Below are 21,141 nucleotides of genomic sequence, written 5' to 3'. Positions count from 1 at the left end.
ATGCTTACCGCAGACCAAACACAAATTACTTGCAAGCCTTGGCAGAGGCGTCTCGCCTGGACCTTGATCGCGGCGCTCGCCAATCCGGCGACGGTCTTGCCGCTGTCACTGTATTCGGCCGCGGCCTCCGCGCGAGACACGGACATTTACAAGTCGGCGATGGATGCCGGCAATACCGCCGAGCCGGCGGTATTGCTGATCGTTGATACTTCAGACTCGATGAATGAGCCGGAAGGATGGCGTGAGTACCCCGGCGACTACGATTCCCATGTGGAATATCTGTGGAATGACCTCACGGTCATCGGCAGTGATAACCCGTACATGAAAGATGATTCAGACACCACGATCACCGCATTTCCAACCGACGACAAGCCGGTGACGGTGTTGAAGAGGTACGGCTCTTGGGCCGGTTCAACTCTGGCAGAGCGCAAAGCGCTGTGGGCAGCCGCAAGCGCCTACGCCAAGGCTACCTACACCAAGACGACGGACTCGGACGCAGACGACCCTGGCCCGCGTTACCTCTACCGCAATTACAATGATGCCAACTGGATTTACTGGCTTCCCGCTGGAGCCGCCGAGACCGACAAGCGCCTATGGTCCAATGCTTTCAATCGCTGGAAGGGAGGCGTCCGCCAGAGTGGCAGTCCGGCCGACAAACGCGGCGGCATCAACTATGGAGAGACCGACAACAAATATCTCTACTACAACAAATGCAACGATTCGCTGGCCAACCTGCTGCCATCCACCGTTTTCGCGCCGACCGACTATCCGCGCAACACGGGAAAATACGAGAACCAGTTATGGCAGCGCTGGGAGCCCTTCCTCGGCCTCAGAAACGGCCGCCTAGCGAACAATGACACTGTCTACCCGACGACGTTAAGTGCTTGGACTCCAAACATCAATTCCGCGGCGGCTAGCATAACGGCGGCCGAAGGCATTTTGAGCACCAGTGTGAACGCCAGTATCCACGCGCGCACCCAGTTCTTGGATTCCCCCCCCGTACGCGACAGTTATCCTTGGATAGCCCCTTTTCCTAGCTACGATGACGTTGCTGGCCAGGGTCAACCAATACGCACCAAAATCACCGGCGCCTCCTATTCTGGATGGACAGATCTTGTCGCGGACATGGGCGGCTTTAACTTTCAGAAATTCGTGTCCGGAAGTGCTGATGTGAATCAACTGTATTGGGCGCTGAAACAATACGATATTAGTTCCCCAATTGCTTTGGACCAGGCACAGCATTTAGCCTGGAAGGGTAATAGAGACCTTCTGCCAGAGCCAGCTTTTGGCAAGATGACGGGAACCCCGGCCTATTACGATGAACCGGTCACCAAGCTCACACTCGGGATACCAGACAAGCCAGACCCCGCGAAAGTTTGCACGCGGACCTGCACCATTAATGCCAAACCTATCGCAGCAGCCAATGATGCCACTAACTCGGCAAGGTGGTGGGTCAAGAGCGATGCAAGCTGCCAAAGTGTCGAGCCCACGTGCGACCCAAAGCCTGTGCCCTGCACTTCGCCGCCAGCGGTGAACTACCGGGCTGCCATTTATCAGGGATGTAAATGGTCCGGTCGGAAAAGTATCCCCGGCGAGGGGACTCAAACCCTTTACTACGGTGGCACTTGCAGCGGCTCTTGCTATGGGGAAGGAAACAAACTAGGCGAAAAGGCGTGTCCGGATGGGCCAACAAGCGCCAACTATTGCTGGATTGATACCTCCAAGGCGACGGATGTTTCGGTTAACAAAACTGTTTATCACAATGCCATCTGGGATAATGGAGACAACGGCAGCAACTACGCCTGCAATACCTTCGAGGGCGTATACGCAAGCTGTAGCAGCTATGAACCTGCAGGAACACCTGGGTGTTTCTATGTAGGCGCCATCGATCCCTGTGAAAACAAGACCGCGGCTCCGCCAGTGACTTTCACAAAACAAACTTACGACGTATATCCTTTCAATAAAGGACAGGATTATCTCGTCCACGACTGTCAGGCGGACAACGGCAAGGCCGGCAACCCCGGCAACAGTGTCATGACCGCAGAGAAACGGGCTTTCACTACGGATTGGAGCGATGCGGTCGCATATACTCCCACAGGTGCCAAGGACATCGACCCCAAAAAAGCGGTCGACATGTACTCGGTCAATTATCTCAACTGGAGATTTGGGCCGCGAGGGCCGAACGGTAAGCCGATCGGGCGCAAGACAAAGTTGCAGATCGCCAAGGACGCTTTGACCGGCGTGGTGAACAGCACGAACGGCGTACGCTTCGGCCTGATGGTGTACAACAAGCCTTCTGCCGCTAACCCCTTCGATACCCCTGGTGGCCACGTCGTCTCGGTGATCCGGCAGATGAACACGGACAATCGAAAGCTGCTGATCGACAAGCTTAATAGCGTGGTGGCTACGGGCCAGACCCCGCTGACGGAGGTGATGTACGAGGCCTATCTGTACTTCCGTGGGGAAAAGCCGAAATTCGGAACGCTTCAGGACGCGGCCGCCAGCGGAGGCTTGGTGTCGGATTTTTACGATCCCGAGGCAATCAAGGATGGAAAATACAATTCGCCCATCCTGAACAACCCGAAGGAAGGATCTGCGGCGATGTGCCAGAAGAACTACGTCGTACTGATCTCGGATGGCGGGCCGGAATCCGACAATGAGGCTGACGAACTGGTCAAGGCACTGAAGCAGGAACCCTCAGAGACGCCGCCGCTCACCACAGTGCAGGCAACGACCAGCAAACAGTTCGAAGACCCGGCCACGGGCCAACCGTTTGGCCTGCCGGACCAGAAGTACGGCACCTACGTCTGGCTCGACGAACTGACCTATTTCATGGCCAACGGCGATATGTCGCCCGGCGGCGGATCGAAGACTGAGAAAGACTTGCTGCCCGGGATTCAGACGGTCAGCACTTACACGATCGGTTTTGCCGGCGAGGGCAACACGCCTGTGCTCAAGAAGGCCGCCGAGTTCGGCAAGGGCATGAACATCGAGGCCAAAGACAGTGGCGACCTGAGCACAGCGCTTTCTGAGACTCTCAAGGCGATCCTCGCGTGGCACGCGACGGCCGTTGCGCCTACCGTGTCGCTGTCTGCTTCCAATCGCAACGAGAGCGCAGAAGACGTGTATCTGGCGTTCTTTGGCCCGGAAAACCGGGTGCGTTGGGATGGCACAGTGAAGAAATTCAAGCTCAGCACCATAAAACAGGAGTGTGGTATCCCCGACTCGCTGTGCCTGACTGGGCAGACCGAGTTCAAGAACGAGAATGGCCTGAAGAACATCGAGGAACTTGACTCCGCCACGCACGTGATTACCGGCAATGTGCGCGATGACGCGGTGAGTTTCTGGATCCAGCCAAATAAGGACGGTACCTTCGATGCCGACGGGGGCAAGCCCGATAAGGGTGGAACCGGCTATGTGCTGAAGACGGCATCCGGATCCACGCCGGACTCGCGGCAGCTTTACACCTACCTGTCGTCCAACAGCGAGCACGATTTGACTGACGCCTCCAACGCCATGTCGCAAGCCAACGCCGCGATCACTGCGAAGTTGCTCGGTACTGCCGACGGCGATGAGCGGGCCAAGGTCATCAACTTTGGCCGCGGCGGTGACAACAAGGATAGTGGATGCAGCAAGGCCGGGACCGCTTGCTCGACCTGGCGCACCTGGCCGCATGCCGACGTGCTGCACTCCAGCCCAGCCATCCTGAATTACGAGACTAATGCGGACGAAGCCAAGACGGTCGTGTACCTCTTCTACATGTCCAATGATGGCATCCTGCATGCGGTGGATACCAAGACCGGTCAGGAGAAATGGGCCTTCATGCCGGAAGAAGCCCTGCCGCAACTCGGTGCCCTGATGGACGACAAGGAAGGCGAACATCTCACTGCGGGCGATGGCAGTCCGAAGCTTTTCATCAAGGACGGTGATGGCGACGGGAAAATCGACAACCCGGATAAAGACACAGCGTACCTGGTCTTCGGCTTGCGCCGCGGTGGCCGTGCACTATACGCTCTCGACATTGTCGACCGGGCGAAGCCCAAGTTGATGTGGAAGATCGACAACACCAAGGCAGAGGAAGGCTTCGCGGAGCTGGGCCAGACCTGGTCAACACCGGCCTTTGCGCGGCTTCGCGCCAGTGCCGACCCCGTGCTCGTCTTCGGGGGAGGCTATGATCCAGCGTCCAATGATCAGCTCGGGGAGAAGGCCGACAGCATGGGCCGCGGAGTCTATTTCGTGAATGCCAAGACGGGTGCGTTGATCCGCAGCTTCACGCCGGCAGCCGCCTCCGAAACCAATGTTCAGGTTTCTGGCATGGATTACAGCATCCCCTCGGATGCCACGCCGATCAACACCGACCTCGATTCAGGCGACTATGCGGATCGGCTCTACATCGGTGACCTGGGCGGCAACGTCTGGCGTTTCGACATTGACGGCGCCGACGACAGCAATCCAAGAAAGCCAAAAGACTGGAAGGCGGTGAAGTTCGCAGATCTGACCAATGGCGCAACCCCGCGACGGAAGATCTTCTTCCCACCAGCGGTGGTGAAGCAGTATGACCAGAGACAGCGCTTCGACGCTGTATACGTCGGTACCGGCGACCGGGAGAACCCTCTACGCACAGATAACGAGGACCTGATGTTCATGATCAAGGACCTGAATGTTGGTTTGACGGCGACTGAGACGACCGATTGGCCGATCAGGTATAACGCGGATAGCTTCTACGACCTGACAGCCAATCAGGTGCAATTGGGCACCGACGGCGCCGAGGACATCAAGGGTTCAAGGGCAGAGGCTTTGCATTACCTCAAGGTCAAGAAGGGCTGGGTGTTGAGACTTAGGAGTAGCAAGGAAGACCCGTTGGGAGAAAAAGTCGTCAACGCACCGAGAGTCTTCTTCAATGTCCTGCGCTTTGGAACCTATACCCCGGGTGCGCAGGAGTCTGCGTCGGGAACGCCTTCCTGCCTGCCGCCGGGCAGAGGGACGATGTATGCCATCAACGCTCTCAATGGAGGCTACGCTGTCTACACCGACAGCGCCGGAAAGCTCAATTCGCGCACCTTCTCGGGTTTTCCGATCCGGGGTTTCCCGTCGGATGGAACGATCGTCATCCGTGACGGAAAGATCTGGGACCTGTCCGGCGGCGGTGCCGGTGCGCTCAACATCGAGAAGATCGGCAAGGCCGGTGTCGGTCAGCGCGCCTACTGGTTCCAGGAACCTGAGCAATGACCGGCGGCAGTCGTTGCTTCCGGAAAGGAAGCCACTGCTGACCCGACAGCCACTCGCGGCGGCGCTGCTGCTGTCAGCCTCGCTGCACGCTGCGCTGCTGTCAGTGCTGGGGCCCGTGAGGGCCCCAGCCCGTTCCAGTGAGCTTGTTCGTCTGGAGGCCCGCATCAAGGATGCGCCGCAGCCGGTAGCTACCGTCGTCGCAGATCCCGCCCCGCTCGTCGAGACGGTAGCCGATTCCCCGCTCTCTGCGCCGCCCGAACTGGCTGAGGCCGAGAGTCAGGTTCGCGCGGACTTGCCCGACGCAGAGAGCAGACTTGCGCTGCCGATCGACGAGCATTTCTTCAAGTCGTCAGAACTCGACGAACAACCGACTCCCCTGGTCACGGTGGTGCCGGCCTATCCACCGCATGCCCAGGCGCGTGACGTGGAGGGCTGGGTTCGCTTGGTGCTGCTGATCGATGAAAACGGGCAACTTCTTCACCTGAAGGTGATTGAAGCGAGCCCCCCCGGTGTCTTTGACGAAGCGGCACTGGAAGCCTTTCGGACTACGCCGTTTTCTCCCGGACGCCGTGGCACGAAGGCGGTCAAGAGCCGTATGTTGATCAAGGTCGACTTCACTTTGCCAGAGATGAGCGGGCCTCGACGCGAGTAGTCTGGCTCGTGAGTCGCTCGCGACTGTCACGGTAACGGAAGCAAAGCCTTCTCCTGCACGCCCTACGTTCTGGTCGCCAGGGCGGTCAGTCGAGAAAGCGGCTGACCGCCCTGGCGACCGTGTCGTGAAGGTCCGGGGCGAGGCAATCGACCCCCTGTGGGCGCAGCGTGTTGCTCAACCAGGTGATCTGCCGCTTGGCCAGTTGGCGGGTGGCGTAGATGCCACGATCGCGCAGTTCGCTGCGCGGCGCGATGCCGTGCTGAACTGCCCATACCTGCCGGTAGCCGACACAGCGCATCGACGGCAACTCGGCGCGCAGGCGGTACTTCTCGTGCAGCCGGTCGACTTCAGCTTCCAGCCCGATGGCGAGCATGGCGTCGAAGCGTTCGGCGATGCGCTGGTGGAGGACGCTGCGGTCTGCGGGCAACAGGCCGATCGACAGGAAGGCGTAGGGTGGCGGCTTCTTCTCGCCGGCGGCGATCAGCGCCGAGAGCGGCCGCCCTGAAACGCGAAAGACTTCGAGCGCACGCTGGATGCGCTGCGCATCGGTGCTCTGCAGACGCGCCGCCGTGGCCGGGTCGACCGCGGCGAGTTCGGCGTGCAGCGCCGGCCAGCCGCGTGCGGCGGCTTCGAGGTCGATCGCAGAACGCGTCACGGGGTCGGCCGGTGGCAGGTCGACCAAGCCATCAAGCAGCGCCTTGAAATAGAGCATGGTGCCGCCAACGAGCACGGGAACGCGGCCACGCGCGGTGATCTCGACCATCGCGGCGCTCGCGTCGGCGCAGAAGCGGGCAGCCGAGTAGGTTTCCTGCGGACTGATCAGGTCAATCAGTTGATGCGGGAATTCGACACGTGTCGCCGCGTCGGGCTTGGCCGTGCCGATGTCCATGTCGCAAAAGACCTGTGCCGAGTCGACGCTGATCAGTTCGACCGGGAAGCGGCGCGCCAGTTCGATCGCCAGCGAGGTCTTGCCGCTGGCGGTGGGTCCCATGAGCAGGATCGCCGGTGGCAGTGCGCAGCGATGGGCGGGGGGCGCGCTCATCGGCCGCGCAGGAAGTGGCGGTCGAGGTCGGCCATCGTCAGTTGGGTCCACGTCGGACGACCGTGGTTGCAGTGGTCGCCACGTTCGGTTTCTTCCATTTGCCGGAGAAGGGCGTTCATCTCCGTCAGCGACAGCAGGCGCCGCGCACGCACCGCGCCGTGGCAGGCCATGTCGGCGAGGAACTCGTTACGCCGCGCGGTCAGCAGTTGGGTGACGCCATGCGCGCGCAGATCGCTCAGCAGCGCGCGTGCCAATGCCGCCGGATCGCCGGCCAGCAGCAGTACCGGCACGCTCTTGACCGCCAGTTGTCGGGGACCCATCGGCACCAGTTCAAAGCCGATCTGGTGTAGCGCTTCGCCGTGCTCCTCGGCGGCGGCGACGTCGAGCGCTTCGGCCGGGAAGACGGCGGGAATCAGCAGTGACTGCGTGGTCACCTGCTGCTCATCGAAAGCCCGCTTGAGCTTTTCGTAGAGGATCCGTTCGTGCGCCGCGTGCATATCTACGACGATCAGCCCTTGGCTGTTCTGCGCCAGGATATAGACGCCATGCAATTGCGCCAGGGCGTAGCCGAGCGGTGGTGCCTGCGTGTCGTCGGCGGCTGTGGCTGGTAGTGCCGCTGCTTGGCCATCCGGCGAGCGCGCTGCGTCGACAAAAGCCAGATACCTGCCCGTGGTGGTCGGCTCACCGATGTGCAGCGAACCCTGCGACGCTGGGCGCCAGGCGGGGCGATCGGGGGTCTTGCCCAAGAAAAGGTGGGCCACCGCCCCGTCTGGTGGGGGCAAGTGCTCGCCACCTGAGGTCGTCGCCAGCGGCGCCGCATTGCCCACTGGCGCGCCGGCGATCTGCGTCGCCAGTGGGCTGGACAGCAGGCGCTGCACGGCATGAAAGACGAACTGGTGCACCGCGCGCGCGTCACGAAAGCGGACTTCGGTTTTCTGCGGGTGCACATTGACATCGACCGTCGCTGGATCGATTTCCAGGAACAGGCAGTAGGCCGGATACCGGCTGCCGTGCAGCAGGTCCTGATAAGCCTCGCGCAGGGCGTGGCCGAGCAGTTTGTCGCGGACAAAGCGGCCGTTGACGTAACAGTACTGGGAGTCGCCGCGCGCGCGCGAGTAGGCTGGCAGCGCGCAGTAACCAAAAACGCGCAGGGGGCCGGCCTGGACGTCGAGGCTGCGCGACTCGGCCAGGAAATCGTTGCCGAGAATGGCGCCGGCACGGCCACGGCTATCGCTCCTGGTCAGATGCAGACCGGCGCGACCGTTGTGCGACACGGTGAAGGCGACTGCCGGATGCGCCAGCGCGATGCGTTTGACCGCCTCGACGCCATGCGCGAACTCGGTGCTGTCGGACTTGAGGAATTTGCGCCGGGCCGGCGTGTTGTAGTACAGGTCACGCATTTCGACGACCGTACCGGTGAGCAGGGCGGCTGGTTCAGGGGTCGCGCCGGGGTCGGCCGTCAGCCGCCAGGCGTGTTGCACGGCCGCGCTACCTTGTCCTCCCTCGCTCGCTTGTCGGCTGGTCAGCGTGACGCGGGCGACGGCGGCTACCGAGGCCAGCGCTTCGCCACGAAAACCCAGCGTGCCGACGCGTTCGAGGTCGTCGAGCGAATGGATCTTCGAGGTGGCGTGGCGGGTGAGGGCGAGAACCAGTTCCTCGCGTGCGATACCGCAACCGTCGTCGCTGACGCGCAGCAGCTTGACGCCGCCTTCTTCGAGCTGAATCTGGATTGTCGAGCTGCCGGCGTCGAGTGCATTTTCAAGGAGTTCCTTGAGGACAGAGGCCGGACGGTCGACGACTTCGCCGGCCGCAATCTGGCTGATCAGGAGATCCGGCAGCAGGTGGATTCTTGGGGTTTCGCGCATTGGCGGATTATACCGGCCTGGCTTCCGGTAGAATCGCGCCTTGCCGCTTACCCTGCCTGCGCCGACGATGGAATATCTGACCAGCTTCATCGACCTCATCCTGCACCTCGACAAGCACCTGGCGATCTTGGTGCAGCAGTACGGGTCGTGGATCTACGCGATTCTTTTCGTCATCATCTTCAGCGAAACGGGCTTTGTGGTGACGCCGTTCCTGCCCGGCGACTCGCTGCTCTTCGTTGCCGGCGCGCTGGCTGCGCTGGGTGGCATGGAGATCGGCATCCTGCTCGCCGTGCTCGCCGCTGCCGCCGTGCTCGGCAACATGCTCAACTATCAGATCGGCCGCTGTCTCGGACCCAAGGTCTTCCACTGGGAGCAGTCGCGCGTCTTCAACAAGGCGGCGCTCGACAAGACGCATGCCTTCTACGAGAAGCACGGCGGCAAGACGCTGGTCCTTTCCCGTTTCCTGCCGCTGTTCCGCACTTTCGCGCCCTTTGTGGCAGGCATTGGCGCAATGAGCTATGCGCGTTTTACCCTCTTCAACCTGATCGGCGGTACCGCCTGGGTCGGGTCGCTGACCCTGGCCGGCTACTGGTTCGGCAATCTGCCGTGGATTCAGAAGAACCTGACGCTGGTGATCGTGGCGATCATCGTGATTTCCCTGCTGCCGCTGTTCATTGCTTGGTTGCGGCAGCGCAAGGCATGATCTCGGTCGTCATTCTGATCTCGGGGCGAGGCAGCAACATGGCTTCGCTGCTCGCGGCAGTCGATTCCGGTACGCTCGCTGTGCGGATCGCCGCGGTGCTCTCCAATCGCCCTGATGCCCAAGGTCTGGCGACCGCAGCCGCGAGCGGCGTGCCGACACGCGTGGTCGACCACCGGCAGTTTGTCGCCCGCGAGGATTTCGACGCCGTGCTGGCCGCAGCGATCGACACCTTCGCGCCAGACCTGGTCGTGCTGGCCGGATTCATGCGGATTCTCGGCGACCGTTTCGTGCGCCGCTACGCTGGACGGCTGATCAACATTCATCCTTCCTTGTTGCCGGCGTTTCCAGGTTTACATACCCATCGCCGAGCGCTTGACGAGGGGGCGCGGATTCACGGTTGTACGGTACACTTCGTGACGCCCGAGCTTGATCACGGGCCGGTCATCGTTCAGGCCGCCGTACCGGTGCTCGATGCCGATGACGAGGCGACTCTCGCTGCGCGCGTTCTGGCTCAGGAGCATCAAATCTATCTACTGGCCGTGCGCTGGTTTGCCGAAGGTCGCCTGCGTCTGCAGGGCGGACGCGTCGCGCTGGATGCGGCACAGGATGGCGCTGGCGTATTGATCTCTCCGGCTGTGGGGGCTGAGGCGGCTGCCCGATGCCTGTGGCCCTGATCATCGCTTTCGCGGCTTCGCTTGGCGTGCATGCCCTGGCGCTCTTTGCCCCCGAGTTCGACTTGTCTGACGCTGCCCAGCCCACGCCGTTGGTGGTCGAACTGAGCCCGCTGGCGAAAGGGGCGCCGTTGCCCGATCCACTGACCAGAATCGAAACCAGGGTCGAAGCGGGAGTCAACGCCAAACTCCCGCCGGTGGCACGCAGGAAGGCGCCGCGCAGGCCGCTTGAGCGGGCTGCGCGTCCGCCGGTGGTGACCGCTCAGGAATCCCCCGTGCCGACCCCGACACCCGCGGCCGCACCCGAGATCGAGCACGAGAGCGAACCTGGCGATCAAGCCGAGGCGGTCGCGACATCCCCTCCGGCGATGCCTGCTTCGACCGAGTCGCGGCTACCCGCGCGGGGAATGATCCACTATCGCGTCGATCGTGGTGACCAGGGCTTTGCCATCGGTCAGTCGACGCACGACTGGGAAATCGTCGATGGGGCGTACCGGTTCACCGCAGTGACCGAAACGACGGGGCTGGTGGCGCTGTTCAAGCCGCTGCGGGTCGAACTCGAAAGTCGCGGCCGGCTGACCGTCGCCGGGTTGGTGCCCGAGCATTTCGTGAGCCGAGAAGCCGGGCACGCTCCCCGCGAACTAGCCGAATTCGACTGGGCGAACATGCAGTTACGCATGCCTGGTCGGCCAGTGCAGGCCCTGACCCTGGGCGCGCAGGATCTGTTGTCGTTCAATTACCAGTTGGGCTTGCTGGCCAATCTGGCCTCGGGAAGCAGCTTGCCGGTTGCCACCGGCAAGAAGTACGGCCAGTATCGCCTCGAAGTGGTCGGCGACGAGGAAGTCGAGGTTCCGGCCGGCACCTTTCGCTGTCTTCACCTGCGTGTGCCCGGTGGATCGACGACCGACCTGTGGCTGGCCTACGATCGTGCGCTGCTGCCGGTGAAGATACAGCATACCGACCGCAAAGGGGATGTCTACGTCCAGCTTGCGACGACCATCGAATTCAGCCAGGAGCAATGACCGTGCGTTTGACGACCGCCCTTTTCCACCATGCCGAAACACTGCTCGCCGAGCTGTTGCGCTCAAGCTTTCCGGCCGATCTGGTCGTTTCCAACTATTTTCGGCAGCATCGTGAACTTGGCCATGCCGACCGTGGTTTCGTGGCCGAAGCGGTTTTCACGGTGTTGCGCCGCAAACGCTCGCTGTCGGCGCGCTGCGCCGACGAGGTGACCTCACGGCGCCTGTTGCTGGCCTCGCTGGCCTGTGTGCAGGGCATGAACCGGCGCGAGCTGGACGCGGTGCTGACCGAGGCCGAACGCAAGTGGCTCGCGCACGCCAAGGCGGTGAAAGTCGATGAACTGCCGCCGGCGGTACGCCTCGATCTGCCCGACTGGCTGCATGCGCTGTTGACGGTGCAATTTGCCGCGGACGACGTCGAGCAGCTTGCGGCTGGGCTCAATCAGCCGGCGCCGCTCGACCTGCGCGTCAATTCCCTCAAGGCAACGCGGCACGACGTGCTGGCGCGGTTGCTGGCCGATGGGTTGGCGGCCGATGCGTGTCCTTATTCACCGCTTGGCATCCGCCTGGTCGGCAAGCCGGCGCTGTCGAAAAACGCCTTGTTCATCGATGGCCGCATCGAAGTCCAGGACGAGGGTAGCCAGTTGCTCGGCTTCCTGCTGCAGCCCAGACGTGGCGAAATGGTCGCCGACTTCTGTGCCGGTGCCGGTGGCAAGACCTTGCTGCTCGGTGCCCTGATGCGCTCGCAAGGCAGGCTCTATGCCTTTGACGTGGCCGAGCGGCGGCTGGCCAGGCTGAAGCCGCGCCTGGCGCGCTCCGGCCTGTCGAATGTGTATCCCGTGCGCATCGAGTCGGAGCGGGACATCAAGGTCAGGCGACTGGCCGGCAAGCTCGATCGCGTGCTTGTCGATGCGCCGTGTTCCGGCCTGGGAACCCTGCGCCGCAATCCGGATCTGAAGTGGCGGCAGACGCCGGAGAGCGTTGCCGAACTGAGCGCCAAACAGGGAGCCATTCTCTCGGCAGCGGCCAGTCTGGTGAAGCCGGGAGGACGGCTCGTCTATGCGACCTGCAGCGTGCTCGACGCCGAGAACGATGCCGTCGTCGCGGCTTTTCTGGCGCAGCACGGCGAGTTTGTCGTGCGTTCGGCGCAGGAAATCCTTGCCAACCAGGAGATTGCCATCGACTGCGGCGAGCGCTTGCGCCTGTGGCCGCATCGGCACGGGACCGATGCCTTTTACGCGGCGATAATGGAGCGGAAATGAACGAAAACGAAATGTTCGTCTTGTTGCTGGAGTTGTGGCGCGATTTTCGCGACCCGGCTTTTCTCTGGCAGGTGTTGGCGCTGGCCAGCAGTCTGCTCCTCGCCTGGGCCTTGTCGCGCTACGGGCAGCGGCAACAGTTTGTCCGTTCGAGCGCTGATCATGGCGCGCTGCGTACCCTCGGCACCGGTAGCCTGAAGCGCGTCGCTTTTCCCCTGCTGGCGCTGTTGTTCGTCCTGATCGCGCGCAAGGCATTCACCTACGGGCATCTCGGACCGGTCAGTCTGCTTGATCTGGCACTCCCGCTGCTGATCTCGATGGCCCTGGTGCGTGCGGCGATCTACGTCCTGCGTCACGCTTTCTCGCCGAGTAGCTGGTTGGCGACTTCCGAGCGCTTCATCGCCACCAGCATCTGGTTCTGCCTGGCGCTTTATCTCACCGGCTTGTCCGCGCCGTTGGTCGAGATGCTTGAGCAGGTAAGCTTTCATGCCGGCAAACAGAAGCTCGATTTGTGGACCATCCTGAGCGGCGTGGTTACCGTTTGCGCGACGGTACTGCTTGCGCTCTGGCTTTCCAGCTTCATCGAAAAACGCTTGTTGACCAGCCACACGCTGGATTCCAACATCCAGGTAGTGCTCGGCCGCCTGGTCAAGGCCGTGCTGTCGGTGATCGCCCTCCTGCTGAGCCTGTCGATGGTCGGCATCGACATCACCGCGCTGTCGGTGTTCAGTGGCGCACTGGCCGTTGGCCTGGGTCTCGGTCTGCAACGGATCGCCAGCAACTACGTCAGTGGCTTCATCATCCTGCTCGATCAATCGATACGCATCGGCAATGTGGTCGCCATCGATGCCACCACCTCCGGCATCGTAAGAGAGATCACTGCCCGTTACACGGTCCTGCGCACGCTGACCGGAACCGCAGTGATCATTCCAAACGAGTATCTGGTATCGAACATCGTGCGCAATGAATCGCATTCCGACCCGCGCATTCGCCTCATGGTCTCCGTTCAGGTCGCCTACGGTACGGATATCGAGCAAGCGATGCAGGTGCTGGTCGAGGCTGCACTGGGGCAGAAGAGAGTGTTGGCTGACCCGCCACCGCAAGCCTTGCTGACTGCTTTTGCCGATAGCGGCCTGAACCTGGATCTCGGCTTCTGGATATCGGACCCGCAAGAGGGGACCGGCGGCGTCCGTTCAGCGGTCAACATGGCCATCTGGCGCTCGTTCCGCGACCACGGCATCGAGATTCCTTTCCCCCAACGCGAGGTACGCATGATCGGCGGTTCGCCTGCCGCAGCGTGATGGCGAAGTGCAGCGGACGTCAAGGTTCCCGATCAGGACGGTCGGTGGGTCCCGGGGTAGGCCTGGATGTCCCTATGCGACTCGCGCGGCGGCGAAAAGTGCGCACGCCGTACCAGGCCAGCGCGCTGCTTGCGCCGATCAGCGAGGCCTTGAGAAGGTCGAACTCGCCGAGGGTGAGCACATCCCAGGCGACTATGCCGATAAAAATTCCGACTCCTTCGGCGAGCGGGAAACGCACGGGCGGCACAGGTGGTTCGGCCACCGCGGTCATTGTCAGTTGTGGGGTCGATGCTCCATCGCGCCCGAGGCAGGGCATGAAAAGCCGCCATCGTCGCCCGCTTCAAAGGCATCAACCAGATCGCCGGCAAAAAAATGCTGTCGTGTGGTGGCGAGAAACTGCTCGCAGTTCAGCTTGAATTCACTCATGTCGCATCCTCCATCGTTTTTTTGAAAGCAGCACCGATGATAGGTGCGACTGGAGAGCGAGTCTGCGGTGATTGCGTCAGCTTTCGGTGACGCTTTGTGACAGTCGCCAGCAAAGGGTGAAGCGGGCTCCGCCGAGTGGTGATTCTTCAGCGCTGGCCGTGCCGCCGTGCTGCTCCAGAACCAGCCGCGCGATGGCCAGTCCGAGGCCGTAACCGCCGGTCGCCCTGTCGCGCGAGCGGTCGAGCCGGGTAAAGGCCCAGAAAACGCGCTCGCGCTCAGCCTCCGGGATGCCGATGCCGTCGTCGTCCACGTGCAGGGCAATCTGGTCGTTGGCGATTTCCGCACTTACCCGGATGCGCGCGCGGGCGTACTTGATAGCGTTGCGCAGCAGGTTGGTGACGGCATACGGCATGCTCCGCGAATCCAGTTCGACGCGTTGCATCGGCGGCAAGGCCGACACGTCGACCTGCAGGTCAAGCGTCCGCCCAAGCAGGCGATTGGCTTCGACCTGCTCTTCAAGCCATGGTGCGATGAAAACCGTGCTCAGTTCGAGTTGGGGCTGCTCGCGCTCGAAACGCGCATAGGTCAGACTGGAGTCGATCAGACCATCGAGTTCATCCAGGTCGGCTTCGATGAGTCGCGACAGGCGCTCGTGCTCGGATCGATCGCCCGCTTCGGCGAGCATCTCGAGGGCGAAGCGCGTGCGTGCGATGGGCGTGCGCAATTCGTGTGAGATCGCGCTGGATAACTCCTTTTGCGTCGCGATGAGCCGCTGTATTCGTTCCGCCATCCCGTTGAGGGTTTCCGCCAGAGGCCCGAAAGCGCTGCTGCGCATCGTCGGCGCACGTGCTTCGAAGAGACCCTCGCCCAATGCGCGCGCCGTCTGGCGCATCGCTTCAAGATCTCGCCAGACCGGGTGCACCCAGAGCCAGACGACGATCGCCAGGCAGAAACCAATCAGGCTCCAGGTCAGCAGACTGATGCGCAAATCGAGCGGTATGCCCTTCCGGTAGTCCGGATTGCGCTCGGGCGAGATCGGACCGACCACCAGGACCTGCGGCGTCTGCTTGAGGCGGTGGTAAAGGATGTCGCCCTGTGCGTCGATGGCCAGGTCGCCATCGTCGAGTTTTTCGGCCTGCTTGTGTGGCAGTTTCAGCGTCCAGCGGTCAACGATCTCAAGCTTGTAGGCGAATTTCCTATCCAGCGCCTCAATCGTCCTTGGCCATTCGGAGCGCGGTCGGCGGAACAGTTCGTCCTCGATCAGGACGATGGTGCCGCGCATGAAACGGCTGGTATAGCCGTCGGTAATTCCCTTGACGGCGGTCGAAATGACAAAGTCGGCAAAGATCGCGATGGCCACGAAGGAACCCATGACCAGCAGGTAGAAGGTGAAGAACAGGCGGGCGAGGCTGTAGCGTCCTCGCCACGGCGCCGGCTTGTTGGCCCCGAACAGGGCGAGCAGCTTGTTATTGCCAGTCATGCTTGCTGAACAGGTAACCCTTGCCGCGCACGGTCTTGATCCGTGCCGGGTTCTCCGGATCGTCACCCAGCTTGCGTCGCAGCCTGGAAATACGCGCGTCGATCGATCGGTCGAGGCCATCAAAGCCAATGCCGCGTAGTTCCTGCAGTAGATCGTCGCGCGACAGGATGTTGCCGGCGTGGCGGGCGAGCAGCCAGAGCAGATCGAATTCGGCCGTCGTCAGGTCGATGCTGTCTGAGCCGAGCTGGCTGCTGCGCGTGGCCTGGCTGATACGGAATCTGCCAAAAGACATTTCGGCCGGTTCGGGGGGGCCGGCAGCGTCGCCTGCGGCGTTGAGCGGGGTTGCCGGCGCGCGGCGCAGCAAGGCCTTGATGCGCGCCAGCAGGAGGCGGGGCTGCACGGGCTTGGCGATGTAGTCGTCGGCGCCCAGTTCCAGACCGAAAATCTGGTCGAAGTCTTCGTCGCGAGCGGTGAGCATCAGAATCACGCCGCCGTACTGCGCGCGGACTGCACGGCAGACTTCGAAACCGTCCTTGCCGGGCAGCATGACGTCGAGAATCACCAGGTCGGGTCGGTCGGTGAGGATGCGCGCTTCGGCAGTGTCGCCACGCGCCTCGACAAGGACTTCGAAATCGTTCTTGCGCAGGTATTCGGCAGTCAGGTCGGCGAGGCGTTCATCGTCCTCGACGAGCAGGATTCGTGTCTTCATGGGCCAATGATAACGGGTTGTTGCCGCGCGATAAACCCTGGCCGGCACGAAGGTCCCGAGCGCGCGCTCGGCAGCCAGCGTTGCTGCCAGCCGCCGAGCACCGCGTGGGCGCAATGGCGTTTGGCGTGCGCCCGTTATTGCCTTAGAATCGAGGGTTGGATCTCTTGAGGATGGATGAACCATGTACGCTGGCTTAGTCGATTGGCCATGGTGGGGTTACGTGCTGGCCACGCTGGTTCTGACGCATGTGGCGATTGCATCGGTGACCATTTTCTTGCACCGGCATCAGGCTCATCGCGCCCTTGATCTGCATCCTTTGGCGGCGCATTTCTTTCGTCTCTGGCTGTGGTTGAGCACCGGCATGGTGACCAAGGAGTGGGCGGCGATCCACCGCAAGCATCACGCCAAATGCGAGACTGCCGAGGACCCGCACAGTCCCCAGGTCCTCGGCATCCGGCGGGTCCTCTGGGGCGGCGTCTTTCTCTACGTCAAGGAAGCCCGTAACGCTGAAACCTTGCAGCGTTACGGCCATGGAACACCCGACGACTGGATCGAGAACCATCTCTACACCCCGTGGCACAAGCTGGGCGTGGTGATCATGCTGACCATCGACGTGGGTGTCTTCGGCGTGCTTCCCGGCTTGCTGATCTGGGCCGCGCAGATGGTCTGGATACCGTTCTGGGCGGCTGGTGTGATCAACGGTCTCGGTCACTTCTGGGGCTACCGCAATTTCAACTCACCTGACGCCAGCACCAACCTCTGTCCCTGGGGAATCCTGATCGGCGGCGAGGAACTGCACAATAACCATCACACATTTGCTACCTCGGCCAGGTTGTCGAACCAGTGGTACGAGTTCGACATCGGCTGGCTCTATATTCGCATCCTTGCGGCGCTCGGCCTGGCGCATGTGAAAAAGGTGGCACCCAGACCTCGTCTCGGTACGCTGCGCCCGGTGGTCGATTTCGACACCTTGCAGGCGGTGATCACCAACCGGTACGACGTCCTTTCGCGCTACGCCAAGTCGCTGAAACAGGTTTATCGCGAGGAACTCGGCAAGCTCCAGGATGGCAAGCGCTTCAAGGGACTGACGCACTGGCTGGCCGCGGATGCAGACGCCGTTCCGCACGAATTGCGCGGGCAACTCGACTCACTGTTCGGAGCGAGTCCCGCGCTCGAAACGGCTTACTCCATGCGTCAGGAGCTTGCCGTCGTCTGGGAGCGGTCGAATGCTTCCCGCGAGCAACTCCTCCAGACCTTGCAGGACTGGTGCGCGAGGGCGGAAAGCTCGGGTGTCCGCCAGTTGCAGGAACTGTCGATGCGCTTGCGCAGCTATGTGCCGGCCTGAGCGAGCGAACTGATGCACTTGTCGCTACGCGCCCGTTTTGGCCTGCTAGCGCTGGCGGGAATTGGGCTGACCGCCGCCGGCCTGGTGATCGGCGATTGGATGAAGCTGCAGCCGTGTCCTCTGTGCATTTTTCAGCGGCTGCTCTATCTCCTGATTGCGCTTCTTGCGTTGGCTGGTGGGCTGCTGCCCGGCTGGCGGCGCCTCTGGGCGGCGCTGATTGGCTTGACGGCCGCCGGCGGAGTGGCGACTGCCGCCTACCAGAGCTGGCTCCAGTATTATCCCGATGCGAGCAGGGAGTGCGGTTTTGGCGAGCCGACGCTGATCGAGCAAATCGTTGACTGGTTTGGCGTCCGCTGGCCGTCGATGTTCATGGCCACCGGCTTCTGCTCGAACAAGGACTGGTTGTTTCTCGGCCTGTCGATGGCCAACTGGTCGATCGTTTGTTTCCTGGGCTTCATGGTCGCCGCAGTGTGGCTGTGGGTCCGGCGCGACGAGCGCTGAAGACCGGGTTCACCAGGCCTGCTCAGGACCGGCCGGTACTGCCGAAACCGCCGTCGCCGCGTGCGCTGGCGGCAAATTCTTCGACGACATTGAAGGCCACGCGCAGGATCGGGACGACGACCAGTTGTGCCAGGCGATCGAGCGGCTGGAGCGTGAAAGCAACTTGGCCGCGGTTCCAGGTCGATACCAGGATTTCGCCCTGGTAGTCCGAGTCGATCAGGCCGACCAGGTTGCCGAGAACGATGCCATGTTGGTGACCGAGCCCCGAGCGGGGAACGATGATTGCCGCCAGCGCCGGGTCCGCCAGGTGAATCGCGATGCCGGTCGGGATGAGCACCGTTTCTCCCGGAGAAATTACGATCGGAGCGGCGATACACGCCCGCAGGTCGAGTCCGGCAGATCCGCTGGTGGCGTAGTGCGGCGGCTTGTCGCGCAGACGCGCATCGAGCAGCCTGACGTCTATTCGGGGGTCGACGCTTGGCATTGGCGTTTGTCGAGCAGGACGGCGATGCGCGCGACGAGTTGACGTGCCAGGTCGATCTTGGGCGCGGCCGGCAGCGGCTGCTGGCCGTCATCGTCGAACAGGATCAGCGTGTTCTCGTCACCGCCAAAGCCGTCGTGGATCAGGTTGCCGACGATCAGCGGAATCTTCTTGCGGCGCCGCTTGTTCTCCGCGTACTCATGCAGGTTTTCGCTTTCGGCAGCAAAGCCGACGCAAAGCGGCGGCTGCGGCAGTGCGGCGACTTCGCCCAGAATGTCCGGGTTCTCGACGAGTTCGATCGTTGGTGCCGTGGTCTGCGCGCTCTTCTTGATCTTCTGGCTGATCGGATGGGTTGGCCGGTAGTCGGCCACCGCGGCGACGGCGACAAAGACATCCTTTCCGGCGATCTGGTCGTGAACCGCCGCGTGCATCTGCCGGGCGCTGGTTACGTCGATGCGCGTGACACCGGGCGGGCAGGGCACGTTGACCGGGCCGGAGATCAGTGTCACCTGCGCGCCCGCTTCGCTGGCGGCACGGGCGATCGCGTAACCCATCTTGCCGCTCGACAGATTGGTGATGCCACGCACGGGGTCGATCGCCTCGAAGGTCGGGCCGGCAGTCAGCAGGACGCGTTTGCCAGCCAATAGCTTGGGCTGGAAGTGGGCGACCACCGCGGCCAGAAGTTCTTCCGGCTCGAGCATGCGGCCAGGCCCGGTCTCACCGCAGGCCTGCTCACCCGACGCCGGACCGACGATCTCGATACCGTCACCGCGCAGGGTCGCGATGTTGCGCCGGGTGGCCGGGTTTTCCCACATCTGCCGGTTCATGGCCGGGGCGACGAGCAGCGGGCAGTCGCGCGCCAGCACCAGCGTCGTCAGGAGATCGTCGGCCAGTCCGTGGGCCAGTTTGGCGAGAAAGTCAGCCGATGCCGGGGCCACGACGAGCGCGTCGGCGTCGCGCGACAGGTCGATGTGCGCCATGTTGTTAGCCACCCGCGGATCCCATTGGTGGGTGAACACCGGCTTGCCGGAGAGCGCCTGAAAAGTGACCGGGGTGACGAAATGCGTTGCCGCTTCGCTCATCACCACCTGCACCGACGCACCTTCCTTGCTCAACAGGCGGACCAGTTCGGCCACCTTGTAGGCGGCGATGCCGCCCGTGACGCCGAGGACGAGGCGTTTTCCCGCTAGTTCCATGGTGTCATGCGTACTATTCTTCAGTCAGGTGAGGAGGCGTGGCGGCACATTCTACTTGAGATTGAACCTGTCGACTCTACTGCCTGACCCGCTGCTCTGCCGGTTGGCCCTGTTTGCTCAGAAAATGGTCCCTGTAAAAAATTCCGACAGTCGGGAAGCAGCGTGCAAACGCGATGGCCGGCAAGGATTGCGTCCAGGTGCCGCAGAATCAGGCGGACAGGATCGGTGGTTCACGCTAGAGTTCAACTCTCTTGCCTCCATTTGGAACCGCCTCGATGCGACCTCTTTCCTCCGCCGGCCAGCAGGCGATCAACGACCTGGCTCAGCGGCATGGCTTCACTTCGGCCGCCGTCTTGCACATGCTCGAGGCCGTGATCCACGCTCAGGGCAGCATGGCGCAGTTCAACCACCCGGAATTCGGCGGTTCCGGCCAATGGATGCGCGGTGGCATGACCATGCTGTCCGATATGTTCAACCACTCGCTGAAAGGCCGCGTCGACGGGCTCTGCCATGACCTCGCCGCGCTGCTGACCAGCGAGCCGGACCTCCTTCGCGGGGGTAGCTTTCAATCGCAGAGCCAGGGTAGCGGCGGCGGTCAACAGCAGGGCCGCGACAGCGGCCAACTCACCAGCAGCTATAGCGGTGCCCACCAGCTACAGGATGGCGCGGGGCCGGTCGGTCCGGTCAGTCTGTTCGTGCCGCACGCTGCCGGTGATTCCGGTGAGTGGTGGGGCGCGGATTTGCGCTGGCCGACCAGCACCGGCGCGCAGAACGGCGTGCGCTACGCCTATTTTGCCCAGGCCCGCCGGCTGGCGATCGAAGTCGGTGGCCAGGTGACGATCTACGACACGCTCGATCATCAGATCGGTGGTTTCTCGCAGCAGCAAGGCGCTGGCGGGTCGCTGACGTTTTCCAGCCAGCACGGCCTGGTGGCCGTGGCCAGCCTGCCGGTCGTTGCGGTGGACGGCATGCTCCAGGCTGCGGCGCCCATCCCAATCACCGTATCCACCGCTGTAGCGGCCTCGGCACCGCTGCCTTCGGACGCTCGCGGCGCGCCTCCGCCCGGCAGCGGGAGCGACCTCTTCGCGCTCATCGAGCGACTGGCCGACCTGCACGCCAAGGGGATTCTCAGCGGCGAAGAGTTTTCTGCCAAGAAGACCGAACTACTGAGCAGGATCTGAGCCCGCGGCGGGCGGGCCGACCGCTGCCAGCGCGATCAGTGGCCGGGCAAGCTGCGGGCGACTTCCTTGCCTTCGCTGATG

Annotated in this window: 18 protein-coding genes; 10 read left to right on the top strand and 8 right to left on the bottom strand. The window is 62.5% G+C overall.

Annotation, left to right across the window (positions count from 1 at the left end; translation table 11 throughout):
* Entirely contained in the window at nt 1-5,229 is a 5,229-nt protein-coding gene (locus ACCAA_RS03985) for a pilus assembly protein (protein WP_186405943.1), read from the top strand.
* A 13-nt stretch (nt 5,230-5,242) separates the two neighbouring features.
* Nucleotides 5,243-5,881, top strand: a complete 639-nt coding sequence (locus ACCAA_RS03980; RefSeq protein ID WP_186405942.1) for an energy transducer TonB — start codon at nt 5,243-5,245, stop codon at nt 5,879-5,881.
* Between the two features lie 85 nt (nt 5,882-5,966).
* On the opposite strand, the gene miaA is transcribed toward ACCAA_RS03980, so the two are convergent.
* Entirely contained in the window at nt 5,967-6,923 is a 957-nt protein-coding gene (gene miaA / locus ACCAA_RS03975; protein ID WP_186405941.1) for a tRNA (adenosine(37)-N6)-dimethylallyltransferase MiaA, read from the bottom strand.
* Nucleotides 6,920-8,788, bottom strand: a complete 1,869-nt coding sequence (mutL, locus tag ACCAA_RS03970) for a DNA mismatch repair endonuclease MutL (RefSeq protein ID WP_186405940.1) — start codon at nt 8,786-8,788, stop codon at nt 6,920-6,922. The genes miaA and mutL overlap by 4 nt, the downstream gene beginning before the upstream one ends.
* A gap of 67 nt (nt 8,789-8,855) precedes the next feature.
* On the opposite strand from mutL, the gene ACCAA_RS03965 reads away from it, so the two are divergent.
* From ACCAA_RS03965 to ACCAA_RS03945, 5 genes are read left to right on the top strand one after another with little or no spacing between them, the layout of a single operon-like run.
* On the top strand, nt 8,856-9,491 hold the full coding sequence (locus tag ACCAA_RS03965; protein ID WP_186405990.1) for a DedA family protein: 636 nt from the start codon (nt 8,856-8,858) through the stop codon (nt 9,489-9,491).
* Nucleotides 9,488-10,165, top strand: a complete 678-nt coding sequence (gene purN / locus ACCAA_RS03960; protein WP_186405939.1) for a phosphoribosylglycinamide formyltransferase — start codon at nt 9,488-9,490, stop codon at nt 10,163-10,165. The genes ACCAA_RS03965 and purN overlap by 4 nt, the downstream gene beginning before the upstream one ends.
* Nucleotides 10,150-11,184 (top strand): DUF3108 domain-containing protein, encoded by a 1,035-nt coding sequence (locus ACCAA_RS03955; RefSeq protein WP_186405938.1) that lies wholly within the window; start codon nt 10,150-10,152, stop codon nt 11,182-11,184. The genes purN and ACCAA_RS03955 overlap by 16 nt, the downstream gene beginning before the upstream one ends.
* Before the next feature lie 2 nt (nt 11,185-11,186).
* Nucleotides 11,187-12,443, top strand: a complete 1,257-nt coding sequence (locus ACCAA_RS03950; RefSeq protein WP_425394447.1) for an RsmB/NOP family class I SAM-dependent RNA methyltransferase — start codon at nt 11,187-11,189, stop codon at nt 12,441-12,443.
* Nucleotides 12,440-13,741 (top strand): mechanosensitive ion channel family protein, encoded by a 1,302-nt coding sequence (locus ACCAA_RS03945; protein WP_186405936.1) that lies wholly within the window; start codon nt 12,440-12,442, stop codon nt 13,739-13,741. Before ACCAA_RS03950 ends, ACCAA_RS03945 begins: the two co-directional genes overlap by 4 nt.
* Nucleotides 13,742-13,760: 19 nt before the next feature.
* On the opposite strand, the gene ACCAA_RS03940 is transcribed toward ACCAA_RS03945, so the two are convergent.
* The 4 genes from ACCAA_RS03940 to ACCAA_RS03925 form a co-directional block, all read right to left on the bottom strand.
* Complete coding sequence (locus tag ACCAA_RS03940) at nt 13,761-14,003, bottom strand: hypothetical protein (RefSeq protein ID WP_186405935.1); 243 nt, start codon at nt 14,001-14,003, stop codon at nt 13,761-13,763.
* An 11-nt stretch (nt 14,004-14,014) separates the two neighbouring features.
* Nucleotides 14,015-14,167: a hypothetical protein gene (locus tag ACCAA_RS03935; RefSeq protein WP_186405934.1), complete on the bottom strand. Its 153-nt coding sequence runs from the start codon at nt 14,165-14,167 to the stop codon at nt 14,015-14,017.
* A gap of 76 nt (nt 14,168-14,243) precedes the next feature.
* Nucleotides 14,244-15,647 (bottom strand): ATP-binding protein, encoded by a 1,404-nt coding sequence (locus ACCAA_RS03930; RefSeq protein ID WP_186405933.1) that lies wholly within the window; start codon nt 15,645-15,647, stop codon nt 14,244-14,246.
* Nucleotides 15,634-16,356 (bottom strand): winged helix-turn-helix domain-containing protein, encoded by a 723-nt coding sequence (locus ACCAA_RS03925; RefSeq protein ID WP_186405932.1) that lies wholly within the window; start codon nt 16,354-16,356, stop codon nt 15,634-15,636. Before ACCAA_RS03925 ends, ACCAA_RS03930 begins: the two co-directional genes overlap by 14 nt.
* 181 nt (nt 16,357-16,537) lie before the next feature.
* Here ACCAA_RS03925 and ACCAA_RS03920 point away from each other — a divergent pair, with 181 nt between their 5' ends.
* Nucleotides 16,538-17,701 (top strand): DesA family fatty acid desaturase, encoded by a 1,164-nt coding sequence (locus ACCAA_RS03920; protein ID WP_186405931.1) that lies wholly within the window; start codon nt 16,538-16,540, stop codon nt 17,699-17,701.
* Nucleotides 17,702-17,713: 12 nt separating this feature from the next.
* Nucleotides 17,714-18,202: a disulfide bond formation protein B gene (locus tag ACCAA_RS03915; protein ID WP_186405930.1), complete on the top strand. Its 489-nt coding sequence runs from the start codon at nt 17,714-17,716 to the stop codon at nt 18,200-18,202.
* 22 nt (nt 18,203-18,224) lie between these two features.
* On the opposite strand, the gene dut is transcribed toward ACCAA_RS03915, so the two are convergent.
* Nucleotides 18,225-18,686 (bottom strand): dUTP diphosphatase, encoded by a 462-nt coding sequence (dut, locus tag ACCAA_RS03910; protein ID WP_186405929.1) that lies wholly within the window; start codon nt 18,684-18,686, stop codon nt 18,225-18,227.
* Entirely contained in the window at nt 18,662-19,879 is a 1,218-nt protein-coding gene (gene coaBC, locus ACCAA_RS03905) for a bifunctional phosphopantothenoylcysteine decarboxylase/phosphopantothenate--cysteine ligase CoaBC (RefSeq protein ID WP_186405928.1), read from the bottom strand. Before coaBC ends, dut begins: the two co-directional genes overlap by 25 nt.
* Nucleotides 19,880-20,154: 275 nt before the next feature.
* Between coaBC and ACCAA_RS03900 the strand changes: the two genes are divergently transcribed.
* Entirely contained in the window at nt 20,155-21,060 is a 906-nt protein-coding gene (locus ACCAA_RS03900) for an SHOCT domain-containing protein (RefSeq protein WP_186405927.1), read from the top strand.
* Nucleotides 21,061-21,141: the final 81 nt, after the last annotated feature.

It is taken from the genome of Candidatus Accumulibacter aalborgensis (assembly GCF_900089955.1).
GTDB lineage: Bacteria > Pseudomonadota > Gammaproteobacteria > Burkholderiales > Rhodocyclaceae > Accumulibacter > Accumulibacter aalborgensis.
Note: the sequence above shows the minus strand (reverse complement) of the source record. Positions and strands in the feature narration are given on the sequence as shown.

Bases quoted from the DNA above. Each gene is read 5' to 3' on its own strand.
- ACCAA_RS03920 (WP_186405931.1), top strand. From the start codon at position 16,538: ATGTACGCTGGCTTAGTCGATTGGCCATGGTGGGGTTACGTGCTGGCC.
- ACCAA_RS03925 (WP_186405932.1), bottom strand. From the start codon at position 16,356: ATGAAGACACGAATCCTGCTCGTCGAGGACGATGAACGCCTCGCCGAC.
- ACCAA_RS03930 (WP_186405933.1), bottom strand. From the start codon at position 15,647: ATGACTGGCAATAACAAGCTGCTCGCCCTGTTCGGGGCCAACAAGCCG.
- purN (WP_186405939.1), top strand. From the start codon at position 9,488: ATGATCTCGGTCGTCATTCTGATCTCGGGGCGAGGCAGCAACATGGCT.
- ACCAA_RS03965 (WP_186405990.1), top strand. From the start codon at position 8,856: ATGGAATATCTGACCAGCTTCATCGACCTCATCCTGCACCTCGACAAG.
- coaBC (WP_186405928.1), bottom strand. From the start codon at position 19,879: ATGGAACTAGCGGGAAAACGCCTCGTCCTCGGCGTCACGGGCGGCATC.
- dut (WP_186405929.1), bottom strand. From the start codon at position 18,686: ATGCCAAGCGTCGACCCCCGAATAGACGTCAGGCTGCTCGATGCGCGT.
- mutL (WP_186405940.1), bottom strand. From the start codon at position 8,788: ATGCGCGAAACCCCAAGAATCCACCTGCTGCCGGATCTCCTGATCAGC.
- ACCAA_RS03955 (WP_186405938.1), top strand. From the start codon at position 10,150: ATGCCTGTGGCCCTGATCATCGCTTTCGCGGCTTCGCTTGGCGTGCAT.
- ACCAA_RS03935 (WP_186405934.1), bottom strand. From the start codon at position 14,167: ATGAGTGAATTCAAGCTGAACTGCGAGCAGTTTCTCGCCACCACACGA.
- ACCAA_RS03900 (WP_186405927.1), top strand. From the start codon at position 20,155: ATGCGACCTCTTTCCTCCGCCGGCCAGCAGGCGATCAACGACCTGGCT.
- ACCAA_RS03945 (WP_186405936.1), top strand. From the start codon at position 12,440: ATGAACGAAAACGAAATGTTCGTCTTGTTGCTGGAGTTGTGGCGCGAT.
- ACCAA_RS03915 (WP_186405930.1), top strand. From the start codon at position 17,714: ATGCACTTGTCGCTACGCGCCCGTTTTGGCCTGCTAGCGCTGGCGGGA.
- miaA (WP_186405941.1), bottom strand. From the start codon at position 6,923: ATGAGCGCGCCCCCCGCCCATCGCTGCGCACTGCCACCGGCGATCCTG.
- ACCAA_RS03985 (WP_186405943.1), top strand. From the start codon at position 1: ATGCTTACCGCAGACCAAACACAAATTACTTGCAAGCCTTGGCAGAGG.